The following is a 16,837-nucleotide window of genomic DNA, read 5'->3' on the forward strand; positions in this document are numbered from 1 at the left end:
TTTTCCGGCGTTTACTCACGCTAGCTACCCAAAGCTTCCTCTAACCTACAGGTAGATAGTGTGAATACCTTCGCCCTGGCCCTTGGAGCCTACGCCCGACACGGAGGCGCTGATTTTGACGGGGCTGCCGTCGTACGAGAAGCTGAAATCGGCGGTGGGGGTAGCCCAGCCGTAGGCCCAGGTGAGCTGGGCGTAGGTGGTACGCAGCACGTAGCGCCGCTGCCGGGCCTCGGCCGAGCCGGCCGACATCCAGGCAGTAGCCGTGCCCGAGTTGGTCGTGATTTTGCCGCCCGAATACAGAATACTGTGTTTCACGGTGATGTGGCCGCGCTGGCTGCCCCACACCCACTTGATATCGAAGCTGAGCACCGTGGCCGTAAACGCCGAAGTCGTCACTTTGGCTTGCTCACTGGTGGCGTCCTGCGTTTGGTCGTCGATGGTAAACACGTTGGCCAGAATGTTGTCGTACACCAGGCCCTTGTCGTTGTAGAGGCACAAGGAGGTGAAGCGTTGACCGTCCCGCTCCCACACCAGCTCTACCTGGCCTAGGCCGGCCTGCACCGTTTTATCGAGGTAGGTGCTGATGCTGGTCCGCACGTCGGCGTGGGTACCCGATACCCCGCCGGCTTGCTTGTTGGCGGCTACCCCGGCCTGCAGGGTGCTCAACTCGAAGGAAGGCGTTTGCTGGGCCTCCACGGCTCTATCGGCGTTGGCATACACCGGAATAATACTGCCCGCATCCAGAATCCGGGCTTTAGCCGCGGCGACGTCGTCAGCCTTGCTCAGGCGGGTGCCGAAGGAATAGGACACGAGCTTCAGATTCAGGGCCGGATTGGTGTTAGCAAAAGCAATGGTCGAGTCGAGCTGCCCCTGGATGCGGGCCTGCCCTACTTTGCTGAGCGGGTTAAGGCTACGGGCATCATTGCTCTGAGCAACGGGCTCGGGCAGGTGTTGCTCTTCTTGCTGACAGGCTGAGAGCGAGGCGCCCAGTAGAGCGGCCCCCAGCAGAGAGGTAGTAAGTGTTTTCATGGGTTGTGGATGGGAAAGGATGAACGATAAGCCAACGGCCAAATATGTCGGCTCCCCCGACCCACACCAAGGAACTATATAGACAAATTATATATATAATTATTTTAATAAACATATAGCTTTTAACACGCTCTTCTGGCTTTACGCAGGCTGCAAGGACATTGCTGTACCTACCTTAACGTGGTGAAAATGGGTAGATGTGACGGAGTTTCTACCCTAGTGCTGAGCTTAGCACTCAGGCTTTTACTTCTACAGATACGACAGCCACCAGTGCCGATGCTGCTGTTTGTAGGTCTGGTACCAGCGGCAGGGTAGATACAACAGGGCTACCACCCCAAACCAGACGACGTAGGCCCGCAGCAGGCTGGGCTGATAGCTAGCCGGCCAGTTGGCCCGGTCGGTGAAGCCAAAATTGACGGGCTGCCCAAACGCTAGCTGGGTCCAGCAATAAGCACTCACACTGATAAGCAGCAAGTGGAGTAGGTAGTAGAAAAAAGGCACCTGCCCAAACGTGCGCAACACGGCGGCTACGCGGCCTTTCGGCTCACTTAGGCTGGCCAGCACCAGCAGAGCCACCCCAAGCGTGAGGCTCAGAAACAGCAGGGACGGTGGGTACTTTGTCACGTTCAGGAACGACAGAACGGAGTAGACCATACCCCGCTCCTGAACGCCCCAGGGCGCCGAGTCGCCGTAGCTGTTCAGGGCGCGCAGCCCCACAAACAGCCCCAGCAACCCAGCCCCGGCCAGCCGCAACTGCCGGTTGCGCAGGGGAGCAGGCAGCACAAACCACGGCCCCAGGCAATAGCCGGCGGCCAGTACCGCCGCCCACGGCCCAATCGTATAGGCCGCCAGCACCGAGGTAGCCGGACTCAGCGGAAATGCAAAAGGCGCATTGTGCAACAGGGCCAAACCCACGGCGGCGGGCGTAGTGGGCTGCAGGGCCGGCAGCAGATTGTGCAGGGCCAGAAAGCCCAGCGCCAAGGTACTTAGCAGCCAGCGGGGCAGCCAGAGTAGCCCGGCCAGCAGTACCATACCCCACCCCGTTGCCCAGATAACCTGCAGCAGAATCAGCTGGTAGCCCCAGGTCAGCACAAAACTGATGACCAGCACTTCCAGCCCTATCAGCCACAGGCCGCGGGTCAGCAGAAACCAACTCACGCGTGCCCGGCTGGGTTGTTTTTGCTGGTAAAGAAAGATGCTTATCCCGGCCAGAAATACGAAAGTCGGCGCGCAGAAATGGGTAACCCAACGCGTAAAGAACAGCAGCCCCGAGGCCTGGCTTACATCTTCGGGCCGCACCGGTGTGGGGCTCCAGAATTCGCGCACGTGGTCAAGGGCCATGACGACCATAACCAAGCCGCGTACCACGTCGATGGAGAAGACCCGGGCGGGGCGCGGTACTACGGGTGGGGAGGGCTGAACAGAATCCGGGGACATAAGGCTGAGCAAGAGCAAGCCCCAAGGTTGGGAAAAGTGCGCAATAAGCAGCCCGGCGGCCCGCACTTTTCCGGTTCTTTCCTACGGCCCCCGGGCCGCCGCCGCTACAGCTGCTTGGTTACGAGCAAGCCGCCGTAGGAATGGCCGTTTACGTTTACTCCCTGAATTGGCGTAAAAGCCATGCCGCGGCGGCCGGCCTTCTTGTGCAGCTGCGGCACGACAATGCCGGCCGTGGCCCCGATGGTATAGCCCACCAGGTTGTCGGTCAGGAAATGCTTGCCGGCTTCCATGCGGTAGTAGGCCACGGCGGCGGGCACTACGGCCGCGGCGCCCCACACCAATGGCTCGGCAGCCGACCCAGGGTGGTAATCATGAAACACTTTGGCCGCAAAGAAGGTAGCCGTGGCGGTATGGGCCGTGTGGCCGGCAAAAAAGGAATTGGTGGAAATCTTGCTGCTTCGCTCGCGCGCCGTACCCTCCGTGCCGTACAAAAAGGGCCGGTAGCGGTACACGTTACCCACCGAAGTCGTGAAAAGGGCCGAGGCAGTGGCCATAGTTTCGAGGTACAGCACCAGCACCTGCCCGTAGTGGCTGCGCATATCGGGGTCCAGGGCCAGCAGGCCGGGCGCTACGGCCAAAGAGCCGTAGCAGAGAAAGTCGCTGGCCGTCTGGGCTTTCTCACTGTACTTGCCCGCCACAAACCGGTCGAGCTTGGGCACGTCGTTTTTGGAGAGGGCCGCCAGCTCGGCTTCCGACAGGCCGCTCTTCTGCTGCACCCGATACAGCCCGAAGCCATTGATAGCGCCCAAGCCTACAATGACGGGGGCATCGACGGCAAACCGGGTTTGGTAGGGGGAAGTAGCGGCGCGCTGGGCCGAGGCAGTGGAACCGACGCCAAGACTGATAGAGCCAGCCAACAGCAGGGAAGAAAATAGCTTCATGGGCAGAGTTTGGGAGAGAATGAAGCTGAAACGGGTAATGCCGGGGCAAGGTTAGCAGCTCGACAGTAGAACCTGAGTTCCAAGCTGAAAACGTGGCCCAAATCTGCCGCCAAGGGAATTAGCGCCGCAGAAACTTCGCTACGACGGCCCGAATTTCCTGCTTCTGGGCCTCGGTGGCCCCGTCCCACATGTCGTTGTGAAGGGTGGCCGGTAGCTGCACCACTAGCATCCCCAGGGCGGCCTGCTCGGCGGCCGATGGCAACACGCCCGCATCGGCTACCTGGTCGCTGGAGCGAATGGTCAGGATGCGGGGCCGACGGATCCGGGGCAAGGGCATACGGCGGTTGTCGAGGGAAATGACTTTGTCCACCAGCTGCGGGTGCTCCTGGGCCAGCAGCATGGCCATGTCGCCGCCGTTGGAGTGGCCCAGCAGGAGCAGGTGGTTTACGTCCAGCCGGGGGTAGAGCCGGTGCAGTTGCTGGCGCACAAACAGCTGATTTTGCACGCCCCGCTCCCAGGTGGGCCGCCGCACCAGCCGGGGGTTGCCCGTCGTAGGCAGGGGCTCATCGGTGGGCAGCTCGTGCTGAATGCTGGCTACCAGGTAACCGGCTGCTGCCAGCTGATTGGCCAGAAACGAGTACGCCGTGTTCTGTCCGCCGTAGCCGTGGCTTAGCAAGGCCAGTGTTGCCTTCTTATTAGTGGCCGGCCAGTAGAGCACTACCGGTACCGAGCGGCGCCGGGCCGAGTCGAACAGGCTGAGCGTGGTGGTTCGGGCGGCGGGCAGCACCGGAGCTATGGTCTCTTGCCGCGGGCCGCGGGCAAATGGCGCGGAGTGCGGGCGGCAGCTGGCCGTTAGCGCCAGGAGGCCGAGGGCAAGCACTGCTTTCATATAGAAAAAGATTCGGCTTGCACTTACCAGACAACGGCGGGGGTTGAAAAAGTCGCACAACCGCCTGGTTCATAAGCAGCCGCACCCGGACCGTGGTCAGCCACAGACAGAAACTAGGAATAAGGCAGGATTAGCTCTGCCAAAATAAGGGGTGGCAAGCAAACTGCGGCCGAATCGGGCCGAAAACGGGCCCCTACCCGACTGGCCCCGGCACGAAGAACACGCCGCGAGGCATTAGCCCGGTTGCAGCCAGGGCCGGGCGGCCTCCAGAAAGTCGGAGCCGGTAAAGGTGAGCTTGGTACTGCCCCCGCTCCCGCTCCGGATGTGGGTGGTGTACAAAGTGGTCCAGAGGAATTTCTCGGCATGAAATGGTCCCAGAGCCTGCCACGGAATCAGCAGCGGAGCGTGGCCGGTGCGAAAGGGAAACCCCGTGGCCAGCCCCAGGCCGTGGGCAGAAACCGATGCTTCGACGGCTCCCTTGTAGTTAGCCACCCCGAGCCGCAGCTGCCCCAGCCGAAACCGAGGGCCGGGCGGCAACTCCGGCACGGCAAAATGCCGGGCCAGCGGCTGCCACGCCATCAGGGAAACCAGCTTTACCACCAGGCACCAAAATGCAACAAAAGCACCGATACCCAACGGAATGAGCAGCAGATAGGAATACTTCATACCTGCTCATACGCGCCCCGGGCGCAAAAGGCCTACCCGGGTGCCTTCCGGCCACTCAGCGGCGGTACTCGCGCCCTGGGATGCCGGCCGGGGCCTGCTGCACGACCTGCCGGGCCAGCTGGGTTAGCTCTGCATCGGTGCCCAGCGCCAAATCCTGCCCGAAACGGGTGGCTTCGGCGGCGGTGAGGCACAGGCACATGTCGTACCAGGCACTGGTGCCGCACACCACCAGCAGGTAGTAGCGGCCGGTGGCCTCCTCGAGCAGAAAATCATACATCCAGTCCGGGTTCCGGTAGAGAAGGGTCATGGCAGCAAGCAGGGGCGGCTGGAAAGTAGCGGCCGGGCCGGCAAACTTACCAGCCTTTCTGCTACTCTTTTGCGGCCAACCTTTCGGCCCCGCTTCGGGTACACTTCTTTCACTTGCTTACCGCCCGCCGCCCTTGCGCGGCAGCTGCTATGAGAGAACAAGCTGCCCACCTGCTCGCCCACTTCCCCGACATCTTTGCCTCGCTGGGCATTCTGCTCGGCGGCCTACTGTTCGGGCTGGTTGTGAAATACATAGTTTTCAGCGTGCTGCGCGCCTTCGGCCGGCGCGAGAATTCCGCCCTGGCCCGCTCCGTCGACAAGCACCTGAGCCAGGCCAGCGCCCTGTTTTTCCCGGTTCTGGCCGTGTCCTTGCTATTGCCGCTGGTGCCGTTGCCCCCCAAGCCCTTTGAGGTGCTGCGCCGCTTCGTGGAAGTGTTTCTGGTCCTGAGCTTTGCCTGGGGCCTGATCAAAACCGTGGACGTGATTCAGGACTTGGTGCAACGGCGCTACCGCCTCGAATCGGGCGACAACCTGCGGGTGCGCAAACTTTTCACCCAGCTGCAGTTCATCAAGAAGGTGGCCGTTTCGCTGATTGCCTTCGTGGCCGTGGGCCTGGTGCTGATGAGCTTCGAGACGGTGCGCCGCCTGGGCACGGGCCTGCTCACCTCGGCCGGTATTGCCAGCGTGATTGTGGGCTTTGCGGCCCAGCGCTCCATCAGCAATCTGCTGGCCGGCTTCCAAATTGCCTTCACGCAGCCCATTCGCATCGATGACGTGCTGGTGGTGGAAGGCGAATGGGGCCGGGTTGAGGAAATTACGTTTACCTACGTGGTGCTCAGCATCTGGGACGAACGGCGCCTGGTGCTGCCGCTCAACTACTTTATCGAAAAGCCCTTCCAGAACTGGACCCGCAACAGCGCCCGCCTGACCGGGGCCGTGCACCTGCAAACCGACTATACCGTGCCCGTCGAGGCGGTGCGGGCCGAGCTGGGCCGCATTCTGGAAGTCCACCCCCTGTGGGACAAGCGCGTGGGCGTGCTCCACGTCACCGACGCCAAAGAGCGGACCCTGGAGCTGCGGGCCCTGGTCAGCGCCGCCGATGCCGGGGCAGTATGGGAGCTGCGCTGCGCCGTGCGCGAACAGCTGATTACCTTTCTACAGCGCGAGTTTCCGGGCAGCCTACCACGCACGCGCGTGCTGCTGGAGCAGCCGGAGCGGCAGGCCACCCCAGTGGTTTAGCGGTTGTAGCGCAGTGCCTCCTTGCGCATCCAGCCGGTAGTCGTCACATTTTCCCAGTTGGTAAAAACCACGTAGACGGCTTCGCCTTCTTCCTCCCCGAGCCGGACTTTGTCGCCCTGCACGCAGTGGGCCTTGCGGGGCCGGACAAGGTCGGGCGAGTTGTAGAAATAGGAACGAGCTACCCGCACCACCGCGGTTTGCCCGCTGCGGGGCGCCGGCAGGGCGTCGGTTTCGGGGGGCCGGGGGGCCTCGGTTTCGTAGTCTTCCACGATGGGGGCGGGCGGCGGGGCGGCGGGGCGCACGGCGGGCCGGGTAGAGCGGGCCGGGCTCGTAGTGCCCGCCAGCCGGCCCACTTCCTCCGCTTTCAGCCACCCGGTGACAGTCGCGCCGTTCGGGTTTACAAACTGGGTTTTGATGAAGCCATTCTCGTCTTCTGCCCCGTAGAGCACGTCGCCGCGGCGCAAGTACTGCCCCCCGGGCTTGCCCTGCCGGGGCGAATCGTAGAAATAAGCTGTTTCGGCCAGCACCCGGTACCGCGTACCGGCGCCGGCCGTCAACCCGGCCGTTTCTTCGGCCGCTTCGCTGCTTTCGGGCGCCCCGCCGGCGGTACTCGATACGGCAGGCTGCTCGACCCGCAGCTCCGAGTTGGCCGGGCGCGACTTATCCTCGGAGCACGAAAGCAGCCCGGTCCAGGCTAGGGCAACCAGCAGCCAGGCCCGGCGGCGCGGCTGGAATACGGATGCAGGACAACTGGTGCGGCTCCCGACGCTGCGCTGGCAGGCCGTCGGGGTAGAGTGGCATGGCTCCCTCATCGTTGTGGCGGTAATGGGCGGTGCCCGGTGGCGTATTCCGATGCGTACGTGTTTTTGGGCTGCGGGTGGCGGATTCTTCGGGGCCGGTTCCGAAATACCTCCCCCGGTTTCACTCAATCCGCTTTAATTCCTCCGCCTACGCTGAGCCAGTAAACATGAAGCTGAGCCGGCACAAAAAAGCCGGGCGCAAACCAGAAGTTCGCGCCCGGCTTTTCAGTCAGCGGCTGCTGTTAGCCTACCTGCACCACGATTTTGCCGAAGTGCGAGCCGCTGCCCATGTAGGCCAGGGCTTCCTTTGCGTCCTCAAAGCGGAAGGTGTTGCTGATGACGGGCTTCAGCTGGTTACGGTCGAAGGCCTGCAGCAAATCGGTCAGCATCTGGGTGCTGCCCACGTAAATGCCTTGCAGCCGCTGGGTCAGAATGGCCATCGGCTTTACGGGCTCGTCGCTGGGGCCGCCCACGGCGCCAATCTGGAAGATAGTACCTCCGGCTTTCAGCGCCTGGTAGGACCGCGCCACCTGGCCGGCCACTTCCACCACGTAGTCGGCCCCCTCGCCCTGGGTCAACTCCCGGACTTTCTCCTCCCAGTTGGGCGTTTGCTTGTAGTTAATGAGCATGTCGGCCCCCAGAGCCTGGGCCTGGGCCAGCTTTTCGTCGGAGCTGGAGGTGATGATAACCCGTGCCCCCATGAGCTTGGCGATTTGCAAGCCAAAGATGGAAACCCCACCGGTGCCCTGCAGCAGCACCGTATCGGTGGGGCGCAGCCGGGCCTGCTCGACCAGGGCATGCCAGGCCGTGACGCCAGCGCAGGGGAAGGCGGCGGCTTCTTCAAAGGAAAACGAGTCGGGCACTTTCGTGACGGCGTGCTCGGGGAAGCTCACGTATTCGGCCAGCACGCCGTCGGTGCTGCCGCCCAGGGAACGGAAGGTTTTGGCTGCTGAGTAGGCCCCGTCGGCCCAATCCGGGAAGAAATTGACGGCTACCCGGTCGCCGGCCCGAAACTTGGTCACGCTGGCCCCCACCTCGGTTACCAGGCCCGCCGCGTCGCTGAAGGGAATAAAGGGCAGCTTTTCGCCGGGGTAGCCAAAGCGCCCATTGGCCAGGGCCCAGTCGCGAAAGTTCAACGACACGGCCTTCACCTGAATCTTGACTTCCTGGTCGCGGGCGAGCGGCTCGTCGTAGTCGCCGAGCTTGAAATTTTCCAGGCTCTTGGGCCCGTGCAGCTTATATGCTTTCATTGGAGTAGGGTTGCGGTAATTGGTCCACACAACCGCCAGTACGACCATATTGTTGATTAGCTCAACCAGAAAGCGCCTACCAACCCAGCCTCCCGGGCCGCTGTCGAGTCGCCGGTTTCGGCCGCCTGCTGCGGCCCTGCGTACGGCTGATTCGCGACACCCTGCGCCGCGGGAAAACCAGTTGGACGAGCGGCCCCATAACCTAGCGCTGCCGAACCGGTTACCCCTATTCTATCTGCCTTCTCCCCCTTCACTCAGTTTCAATGAATTCTCCTTCAACTCAACCCACCGCCGCCTCGGCCCCTTCTCCTACTGCCTCCACGGCTACTATTGTGCTGGCCGGGGCTACCGGGGCGCTGGGCCTGCTGATTGCCCACCACCTGCGGCAGCGCGGAGCCACGGTGCGGGCTTTGGTGCGCCCCGGGGCCAGTGCCAAGGCCGAAGCGGCCTCCCTGCGGCTACAGGGCGTAGAGCTGGTGGAGGTAGACTACGCGAATCTGGCGCAGCTTACCCAGGCCTGCACCGGCGCCGACTGCGTCGTATCGGCTTTGTCGGGGTTGCGGGAGGTGATTGTGGACGCCCAGACCCGCCTGCTCGAGGCGGCCGTGGCGGCTGGCGTCCCCCGTATTATCCCCTCCGACTTCTCGGCCGATTTTACGCAGCTGCCCGAGGGCTCTAACCGCAATTTCGACCTGCGCCGGGAGTTTCAGCGCCGCCTCGACCAGGCCCCCATCCGGGCCACTTCCATTCTCAACGGCATGTTTACGGAGCTGCTCAAAGGCCAGGCACCCGTAATTCTGACTGGTCCGCGGCGGGTAGTGTACTGGGGCGACGCCGACCAGCCCCTGGACTTTACCACGATGGTAAACACGGCCGAATACACCGCCGCCGCCGCCCTCGACCCGACTACGCCGCGCTACTTGTGCGTGGCCGGGGAAGTAGCCAGCATCCGGGGGCTGCAAGCCGAAGCCGAAGCTGCCACAGGTCATAAGTTCAAGCTGTTGCGGGTCGGCGGTCTGGGCGTGCTGGGCACCCTGATAAAGGCCACCAAGGCCCTGATGCCGGCCAACGACGAAATTTTCCCGCCCTGGCAGGGCATGCAATACCTGCACAACATGCTCAGCGGGCAGGCCAAGCTACGCACCCTGGACAACGCCCGCTACCCCGAAATCCGCTGGACTCAGGTGCGGGAAGTACTGGCTACCAAGTCCTAGGCCGGGCCTGCGCTGCGCCAGGGCCACACCGGCGCCCAGGCGAAGCGCAGGCCGGAATAAGGGCCTACGCAACACTTACCGAAGAGCTGTGCCCGTATCTAGCACCACCGACTGTAAAGTCGTGTAGGCTTGCTCCGCGAATTTGCGGCAGTCCGGTTGCTTACATTCAAAGTGCAAGGCGACTTCCCAATTCTGCCGTTGGCCCGCCACAATAGTAACCGCCGTTAGCTGTTCGTAGGGGGTTGGTACCAGAGTAGAGCCCCCGAAGGATTCGACGACAGAGAAGGTCCGCCCATGGATAACGGCCAGTTTTTTCGACTTCCAGACCGTGGCAGCAATGCCCGCGGCCCGTTCAGCTTCCTGGCGGTGCCGGATTTCTCGCTCCACCGCCGCCAGGGTTTGCTCGGCCCGGTTACTGGCCCGCACTTCAACCGTGAGTTGGTCCAGGGTGTCTTGGCAGTAGCGGCCTTGGCGTTTAAAGCCACTTTCCTGCAGCAGGCACCCGCCGGTGTTGGTAAACCGGTATTTGAGCTTGTCTCCCATCGGGGTATCGGCTTGGTCTACCCAGGTCAGCAGGGTGTCGTAGCGCTGCGGGACGAACAGCGTAAGGCGGCCTTGGGGAGACAGCGCGCCGGGTCTGGTTTTAAACGCCACGGTGCGCTTTATAAAACCCGCCGGCACCGAATCTGCCTGTTCCGGGGGCGGGGCCGAACAAGCGCCCAGGGTCAGCAGCAAAAGCAGCAAGGTGATTTTCATAGGATCAAAATATACAAGCCGACGCCACTTGTGCTGGCCCGGCTCCCTAGCTCAGGCATCGGGGGCCGGCAGCTGCCAGCCGACCTTCTCAGCCCACAGGCAAGCCGCCTCATAGAGCAAGTGAAACACGGGCTCCTTCAGGTAGAGGTAGCCCGCAATGTTGTCGGGAAAGAGTTCGGCCGCGCGGACTTTGAGCAGTTCGTACTCGGTGCGGGCTACCGGGCTGGCGCGTAGGTAGTCGCGAAACAACAGGGCGTAGCGGGCGTTGAAGCGGCCAGCCTCGCGAATGTGCAGGTGAGCGGTTCGCTCGCCCGCCGGCTCCCGCATGTAGCGCTTGCGCAGCTCCGCCGAGGCTGCGGGCAGGAAGTGAAACACGTCGTAGAGCAGGGATTCGCCCTGGCGGAAGCCCGCCTGCTGCAAGGCTGGCACCAGGTCGGCCACGGCCAGCAGGTCGGGCACGGTCAGTTGCAGGTCCAGCACGTCTTTGGCGCGCAGCCCCGGCACGGCCGTGGAGCCGATGTGGTCGATGCGCAGCACGGCGGGCCCTGCCAGGGCCCGCAGGCGGCGGGCCAGGGCCGCAAATTCCGGGGCCCACTCGGGGCGGTAGGGCACCAGCACAACGGGTTTGCGCGTATCGAAAGGATGTACGTTGGGCATTAGGTTTCCGCAAAGTCAGCCCCGAAGATATAGCCGCTAGGCGCTGGCTTCCATACCCGCAGCGGCTTTCGTAGGCCCAAGGGCCAACCGCCAGCTACACAAAGCCAGCACCAGGGTCAGGGGCGTAAAAACCAGGCGCTCCAGGTCGGTTTTAGCCAGCAGGTTGCCCACCGTATTCAGCGCAAAAAGGCCCGTCATCAGCCACAGCGCCACTTTGAGCAGGCCCTGATTGACGCGCAGGCGCAGCCACCCCGCCGCAACGCTCACCACGGCCAGCATCAGCAGGTTCAGGGTGATGGATACGGTTTCGAACCGGAGCATCTGCTCGGGGCTGGTCAGCCGGCCGCCCCACACGATGCCGTACGGAATGACGCCGGAGAGTACCAGCAAGTGAAACAGCACGACCAGGCTCAGAATGACCAGGATGGCGATGGCAGCGGCGCGGGCGGAGAAGAGGTTTTTCATGAGAAGGGAGTAGTGGGCCAGTAGAGCCGCCGCGCCACCCTTCGGCGCTGCTAGCGGGGGCAGTGAAGGCGGCTCTACTGGCTATGGTGCAGGCTTGGCCAAGGGCAAAGAAAAGCTGATACCCTTGGAGTCGGTGGTGCGCAGGTCGAGCTGGCTGGGCTGCCGCCGGGCCGCTTTGGCGGGCAGCAGCGGGGTGAGCGTACCGTCGGCCGCTACCGTGGCCACGTTCTGGTAGGCAATGAATATGTTCAGCTGGTCGCCGGTCTGGTAATAACTCAGGAAGGGTCGCAGGTCGGCTTGCGGCTTTTCGACGAGCAGAATGGGCAGTACCGGCCGGCCGTGGCGCATCAGAGTTACTTCGGCGTGGCGAAACCGGTATTCCTGGGCCGGGCACCCGGCGTCGGGCGCTACGCGCAGCGTGGCCGCGGCCGGCAGAGCACTAGCCGTAGCGGCCAGGGGCTGGCCGTTGCGCAGCAACTGCACCACGGGCTTGGCGCAGTCAGATTGGGCGAAGGCGGCCGGGGCCAGCAACAGCAGGGGAGCCAGAAGAGCTTTGCACATAGAAATACTGGTAAATGAGCAGTGGATAAGCGCCTAACGCAGGAGCCAGGCCCGCCCGCCTTACGGCTGCGGGGCCGGCTGAAACCAGCGCTGGTAGGCCGGAGCCACCAGCCGCTGCCACTCCGGATGGCGCTTGAGGTAGCTGGTCACAAACGGGCACAACGGAATCAGCTGCCGCTGCTGCCGCTCGATTTCGGCCAGCACCTTTTCTACCAGGGCCGTACCCACCCCCTGCCCTTCCAGCTGCCCGGGCACTTCGGTATGAAACAGGGCCAGGGCCCCTTCCCGGTCGCCATACTCCATAAAGGCGGTGGAATGATTCACGGTCAGCTCGAAGCGGTGGCCGCCGCTGTTGTCGATGAGGGGCAGGTCCTGGAGTTCGGGTTTCATGGCGGAAAAAGTAAAAAGGTTACTTGCCGGGCCCGGCGCGGGCCAGCGGGCTAAAGCTACCCAAGTCGGGCGGCAATCAAACCAGTCAGCCCGGAAATCCGGGGTTTTGCCCGAACTCCTGGCGGGGCGCCAAGCCTCTACCGCCACTGAAAATTTACGCGTATTATGCAGGCATGAAAAACTTCCTGCTCCTGGGTGTTCTGCCCGGCCTGCTGCTCGCGCCAGCAGCTTTTGCTCAGCCCGCCAAACCCGCTGCCAAGTCCAAGGCTTCGACCACGACGGCAGCTACGGCAGCGGCCGGCAACCCGATTTTTCCCGGCTGGTATGCCGACCCAGAAGCGGTTATCTTCGGCCAGCAGTACTGGGTGTATCCCACGTATTCGGCCCCGTTTGACCAGCAGGTGTTCATGGATGCCTTTTCCTCGCCCGATCTGGTGCACTGGACCAAGCACCCGCGCATCGTGGACACAACCAGCATCCGGTGGGCCCGGCGCGCCATGTGGGCCCCGGCGGTGGTGCAGAAAGGCAAGCAGTACTTTCTGTTTTTCGGGGCCAACGACGTGCACGAGGGCGAAGTGGGCGGCATCGGGGTAGCCGTGGCCGACCGGCCCGAGGGGCCCTTCAAGGATTACCTGGGCAAGCCGCTGATTGGCAACATCCACAACGGGGCCCAGCCCATCGACCAGTTCGTGTTTCAGGATAAGGACGGGCAGTATTACATGATTTACGGGGGCTGGTCGCACTGCAATATTGCCCGGCTCAAGCCCGATTTCACCGGCTTCCTCCCCTTTCCCGATGGGCAGACGTTCAAGGAAATCACGCCCCAGAGCTACGTGGAGGGCCCCATCATGTTCCGGCGCGCGGGCAAGTACTACTTCATGTGGAGTGAGGGCGGCTGGGCCGGGCCCGACTACTCGGTGGCCTACGCCGTAGCCGATTCGCCCCTGGGTCCGTTTCAGCGGGTGGGCAAGATTCTGCAGCAGGACCCCCAAGTGGCCACCGGGGCCGGCCACCATTCCGTTATTCAGGTGCCGGGCAAGGATGAGTGGTACATTGTGTATCACCGCCGCCCCCTGGGCGAAACCGATATGAACCACCGCGTCACCTGCATCGACCGGCTGTATTTCGACGCTCAGGGCCGCATTCAGCCCGTCAAGATTACCAAGGAAGGCGTAGCAAAACGAGGGCTGTAGCAGGAACAGAGAGGGGCACCCAGTTAATTCAGAAGTCCGGGTCTGCAGTAGGAAGATGCTGCTCGATGAAGTCGGCAAACGAGTCGGCCAGCGTGTCTTCTTCGTGGCTATCGTGGTAATACACCCGGATTCTGCCGGCGGGGTCCAGGATAACCGGGTCGCCACTGCCCGTCAGGGCTAGGACGCAGCTTTGCGCCAGGATGGGCCAGCGGGCCTCTGCGGCATAGGCCTGCCGGAACTCCAGGGTAAGTTGGATGACGGTGGTATCGGGCAGCATCGGGCCGGGGTTGAACCCGTACACGGGCACGCCCACGTAGCTGGCGCCGAACAGGGACAGAAACTCCCGGTAGTCCGGATCGAGTTGGAGCTGCAGTTGGGCTTCGGCTTCAGCCAATTGTTCGGGCGTGGCCGGCGTGCCCGCAAACAGCTCGTTTTTCGCCAGAAAAGCCTTGATCCGGTGCAGGAGGTCCTGTTGCATACGACCTGAAAGATACGGGCGCTACCGGCTATAAGTGACAGCAAGCGTTGCGGCGGGTAGCGGGCTGAATTGGCTGGCAACGCAGCTTCTGCGTAAGCAGGGCGATACCAGGGCCGGCTGTGGTACCGGCCGGCACCGCTTTCCTATGGATATTCGTCCCAGCGCCACCGCTTCTTCCTGGCGGCAAAAGGCTTACCGCGTTATTTTTGAATCGGACACCCGGGCCGGGCAGCTCTTCGATATTGCCCTGCTCGTGGCTATTGTGCTGAGCGTGGTGGCCGTGATGCTGGAAAGCGTGACCAGTATCAACGCCCGCTACGGGCCGGCGCTGCGGGCAGTGGAATGGTTTTTCACCGGGCTGTTCCTGGTGGAATACCTAATGCGCCTGCTGGTGGTGCGCCGCCCCCTGAACTATGCCCTGAGCTGGCTGGGCATCATCGACTTTCTGGCCATCGTGCCCACGCTGGCGGCCCTGGTGCTGGCCGGCAGCCGCTACCTGCTCGTGATTCGGACGCTGCGGCTGCTGCGGGTGTTTCGCATCTTCAAGCTGGGCCAGTTTATTGGCGAGGGCGAGTTTATCCTGAGCGCCCTGCGGGCCAGCCGCTTCAAGATTCTGGTGTTCCTGAGCTCGGTCATCACGCTGGCCGTGGTGGTGGGCACGCTGATGTACGTGGTGGAAGGCGGCCAGAACGGCTTTACCAGCATCCCAAAAAGCATTTACTGGGCCATCGTGACGATGACAACCGTCGGCTACGGCGACATTTCCCCGGCCACGGTATTAGGCCAGACCCTGGCCTCGGTCTTGATGATTATGGGCTACGCCATTATTGCCGTGCCCACCGGCATCGTCTCGGCCCAGATGGCCCAGCCCGCCGCCGGCCGCCCCGCCTACAAGCAGGCCGTGTGCCACGTGTGCCAGGCCCAGGGCCACCGCGACGACGCCGAGTACTGCTGGCGCTGCGGGGAGAAGCTGTAGGAAGGAAAAGAAAAGCGCCGTCCCAGAGTCTGGGGCGGCGCTTTTCGCGTTTAGAAAGCCGCTTAGCGTTTCCACTGCGTGCGCCGGAACCGTTTCCAGCTCCGCTCCCGCTTGTGCAGGGTGGCGTTGTCGGTTTCGGGGCCGTGCGGAAAGCAGACGGCGCAGCCACGGGCATTGCCAAAAATGACGCGCGACACCTGCACGTTGGAAAACTTGGCGGGGAAGGCCACAAAAGAACCTTCTTCCACGGTGCCAAAGGCTTGCTGGAGTTGTTTAACTCGTTTCATGGGGCTTTGAGTTGGTACTCAAAGCGGGCAGCCCTTGGCAAAGACGGGTAAGCAAATTATCGAATAGGAACCGCACGTTCCGCGGCCGGCCGAAGATACGTAAACGACCGGACCACAACACGCAGCGGCTGCGGAACCGTTGGTCACAAGCTCGCGGTAGTAAGAAACCAAAAAGAACGTCCTGCTGAGCCCCGCGAAGCATCTCTTCTGCAGCAGTAACTAGGATTTACCATTGCACGCGAGATGCTTCGACTGCGCTCAGCAGGACGTTCTACGTAGGCTCTAAGCCTTGTTCAGCCGGTAGTGCGGGCCGGTAGCGGCTACTTCAGCTTGATGCCCTGGGCCTGCATGGCCTGCTCCGCCTTGGCCTGGTTGGCCAGGAACTCGGCGTGCTGCTCGGGCGTGCGCTCAGTGCCGAGGCTGGCCAGGTGCTGCTGCACCTGGTCGGCGGGCAGGTCGTTGCAGTAGATGGGGCCGCCGGGCTGCTGCCGCCACGATTCGCGCATGGTGCCGCCGTCGAGGGCGTCGAAGCCGAGCTCTTCCACCAGCTGCATTACTTTCTGCTTGGCAGCGGCGTCGTCACTAGCCACGGGCAGGGCTATGCGGCCGGGGGTGCCGGCGGGCTTGCCGTTGTTTTCGAGGTGGGCGGCGAAGATGTTGTTGAACACCTTTACCACGGGGCGGCCCAGGTGCTGCTGCACCCAGCCGCTTTCGGTCAGGTCGCCGGTTTCGAGCTCCGGAATCTGCCCGTCGCGCAGCAGGGGGTAATAGTTGCTGGTATCAATGATGGGCACCTCGGCCGGCACGTCGGCGAAGAGGTCCCGGGGCAGGTCGGGGATTTTTTCCAGCGGAATGGTTACGACGATAAAGTCGGTGCCGCGCTGGGCCGCTTCCTGGGCCGTAACGGGCGTAGCGCCGGTTTTCTGGGCCACATCCTGCAGGGTTTCGGGGCCGCGGGAGTTGGCAATGTATACGGTGTAGCCGAGGCTGGTGAGCCGCACGGCCAAGGCGCTGCCGATGTAGCCGGCGCCGATGATTCCGATGTTCATGGTCGGGAAGGTTTGCGTGGTTTGTGCCTCGGCAACGTGCCGATGCAGGTAGGTTAACCGCGGAAGCGGCGTTTTGCTTTTTTCGCCGGTAAGTTGCCGGGACAAGCAGTCTAGTTTTTTTGAGCGGCTTGCGGCCAGATGGGACGTGGGGGCCTCCCCTGCCCGGCCAGTAAGGCCCAGACTACCTGCCCGCGCTAGTTTAGAGACGCTAATCAAGCTGGAGCATACCGACTGCGGGCTGGTGGCTCCCCCTT

Annotated in this window: 20 protein-coding genes; 4 read left to right on the forward strand and 16 right to left on the reverse strand. The window is 62.9% G+C overall.

The window, feature by feature from the left end:
- Positions 1–45: 45 nt before the first annotated feature.
- From E5K02_RS07085 to E5K02_RS07110, 6 genes are all read right to left on the reverse strand, one after another.
- A complete protein-coding gene (locus E5K02_RS07085) occupies positions 46–1,029 on the reverse strand; it encodes a hypothetical protein (protein WP_135393427.1) in 984 nt (327 codons plus the stop codon).
- 249 nt (positions 1,030–1,278) lie between these two features.
- Positions 1,279–2,466 carry a DUF1624 domain-containing protein gene (locus E5K02_RS07090; protein WP_135393429.1) on the reverse strand — a complete coding sequence of 396 codons (1,188 nt, stop codon included), beginning with the start codon at positions 2,464–2,466 and terminating at the stop codon, positions 1,279–1,281.
- 104 nt (positions 2,467–2,570) lie between these two features.
- On the reverse strand, positions 2,571–3,407 hold the full coding sequence (locus E5K02_RS07095) for a phosphatase PAP2 family protein (RefSeq protein WP_135393431.1): 837 nt from the start codon (positions 3,405–3,407) through the stop codon (positions 2,571–2,573).
- A 118-nt stretch (positions 3,408–3,525) separates the two neighbouring features.
- The gene (locus E5K02_RS07100) at positions 3,526–4,296 is read right to left on the reverse strand and encodes a serine aminopeptidase domain-containing protein (RefSeq protein ID WP_135393433.1); all 771 of its coding nucleotides are present in this window, start codon (positions 4,294–4,296) and stop codon (positions 3,526–3,528) included.
- A 234-nt stretch (positions 4,297–4,530) separates the two neighbouring features.
- Positions 4,531–4,962, reverse strand: coding sequence for a hypothetical protein (locus E5K02_RS07105; RefSeq protein ID WP_135393435.1), 432 nt, complete (start codon positions 4,960–4,962; stop codon positions 4,531–4,533).
- A gap of 55 nt (positions 4,963–5,017) precedes the next feature.
- Complete coding sequence (locus E5K02_RS07110) at positions 5,018–5,269, reverse strand: hypothetical protein (protein WP_135393437.1); 252 nt, start codon at positions 5,267–5,269, stop codon at positions 5,018–5,020.
- 149 nt (positions 5,270–5,418) lie between these two features.
- Between E5K02_RS07110 and E5K02_RS07115 the strand changes: the two genes are divergently transcribed.
- A complete protein-coding gene (locus E5K02_RS07115) occupies positions 5,419–6,507 on the forward strand; it encodes a mechanosensitive ion channel family protein (protein WP_135393439.1) in 1,089 nt (362 codons plus the stop codon).
- Here E5K02_RS07115 and E5K02_RS07120 read toward each other — a convergent pair.
- Both E5K02_RS07120 and E5K02_RS07125 read right to left on the reverse strand, forming a co-directional pair.
- On the reverse strand, positions 6,504–7,319 hold the full coding sequence (locus E5K02_RS07120; protein ID WP_135393441.1) for a hypothetical protein: 816 nt from the start codon (positions 7,317–7,319) through the stop codon (positions 6,504–6,506). The genes E5K02_RS07115 and E5K02_RS07120 overlap by 4 nt on opposite strands.
- A 230-nt stretch (positions 7,320–7,549) precedes the next feature.
- Entirely contained in the window at positions 7,550–8,557 is a 1,008-nt protein-coding gene (locus E5K02_RS07125) for a zinc-dependent alcohol dehydrogenase family protein (RefSeq protein WP_167856311.1), read from the reverse strand.
- Between the two features lie 263 nt (positions 8,558–8,820).
- Here E5K02_RS07125 and E5K02_RS07130 point away from each other — a divergent pair, with 263 nt between their 5' ends.
- Positions 8,821–9,771, forward strand: coding sequence for an NmrA family NAD(P)-binding protein (locus E5K02_RS07130; protein ID WP_135393445.1), 951 nt, complete (start codon positions 8,821–8,823; stop codon positions 9,769–9,771).
- Between the two features lie 75 nt (positions 9,772–9,846).
- Here E5K02_RS07130 and E5K02_RS07135 read toward each other — a convergent pair whose 3' ends face one another.
- From E5K02_RS07135 to E5K02_RS07155, 5 genes are all read right to left on the reverse strand, one after another.
- Positions 9,847–10,527 (reverse strand): hypothetical protein, encoded by a 681-nt coding sequence (locus E5K02_RS07135; RefSeq protein ID WP_135393447.1) that lies wholly within the window; start codon positions 10,525–10,527, stop codon positions 9,847–9,849.
- 51 nt (positions 10,528–10,578) lie between these two features.
- Positions 10,579–11,184 (reverse strand): GrpB family protein, encoded by a 606-nt coding sequence (locus E5K02_RS07140; RefSeq protein WP_135393449.1) that lies wholly within the window; start codon positions 11,182–11,184, stop codon positions 10,579–10,581.
- Positions 11,185–11,220: 36 nt separating this feature from the next.
- Positions 11,221–11,649 (reverse strand): hypothetical protein, encoded by a 429-nt coding sequence (locus E5K02_RS07145; protein ID WP_135393451.1) that lies wholly within the window; start codon positions 11,647–11,649, stop codon positions 11,221–11,223.
- A gap of 81 nt (positions 11,650–11,730) precedes the next feature.
- Entirely contained in the window at positions 11,731–12,210 is a 480-nt protein-coding gene (locus E5K02_RS07150; protein ID WP_135393453.1) for a hypothetical protein, read from the reverse strand.
- A gap of 60 nt (positions 12,211–12,270) precedes the next feature.
- Positions 12,271–12,600, reverse strand: a complete 330-nt coding sequence (locus tag E5K02_RS07155; RefSeq protein ID WP_135393455.1) for a GNAT family N-acetyltransferase — start codon at positions 12,598–12,600, stop codon at positions 12,271–12,273.
- A 173-nt stretch (positions 12,601–12,773) separates the two neighbouring features.
- On the opposite strand from E5K02_RS07155, the gene E5K02_RS07160 reads away from it, so the two are divergent.
- The gene (locus E5K02_RS07160) at positions 12,774–13,793 is read left to right on the forward strand and encodes a glycoside hydrolase family 43 protein (protein ID WP_135393456.1); all 1,020 of its coding nucleotides are present in this window, start codon (positions 12,774–12,776) and stop codon (positions 13,791–13,793) included.
- Between the two features lie 28 nt (positions 13,794–13,821).
- Here the strand turns inward: E5K02_RS07160 and E5K02_RS07165 are convergent, their stop codons facing one another.
- On the reverse strand, positions 13,822–14,271 hold the full coding sequence (locus E5K02_RS07165) for an SMI1/KNR4 family protein (RefSeq protein WP_135393458.1): 450 nt from the start codon (positions 14,269–14,271) through the stop codon (positions 13,822–13,824).
- A 145-nt stretch (positions 14,272–14,416) separates the two neighbouring features.
- Here E5K02_RS07165 and E5K02_RS07170 point away from each other — a divergent pair, with 145 nt between their 5' ends.
- The gene (locus tag E5K02_RS07170) at positions 14,417–15,247 is read left to right on the forward strand and encodes an ion transporter (RefSeq protein WP_135393460.1); all 831 of its coding nucleotides are present in this window, start codon (positions 14,417–14,419) and stop codon (positions 15,245–15,247) included.
- A 62-nt stretch (positions 15,248–15,309) separates the two neighbouring features.
- On the opposite strand, the gene E5K02_RS07175 is transcribed toward E5K02_RS07170, so the two are convergent.
- Positions 15,310–15,534 (reverse strand): phosphate ABC transporter substrate-binding protein, encoded by a 225-nt coding sequence (locus E5K02_RS07175; protein ID WP_135393462.1) that lies wholly within the window; start codon positions 15,532–15,534, stop codon positions 15,310–15,312.
- 320 nt (positions 15,535–15,854) lie between these two features.
- On the reverse strand, positions 15,855–16,799 hold the full coding sequence (locus E5K02_RS07180) for an NADPH-dependent F420 reductase (protein WP_317128892.1): 945 nt from the start codon (positions 16,797–16,799) through the stop codon (positions 15,855–15,857).
- Between the last annotated feature and the right edge of the window lie 38 nt (positions 16,800–16,837).

Source organism: Hymenobacter metallicola, assembly GCF_004745645.1.
Classification (GTDB): Bacteria; Bacteroidota; Bacteroidia; order Cytophagales; family Hymenobacteraceae; genus Hymenobacter; species Hymenobacter metallicola.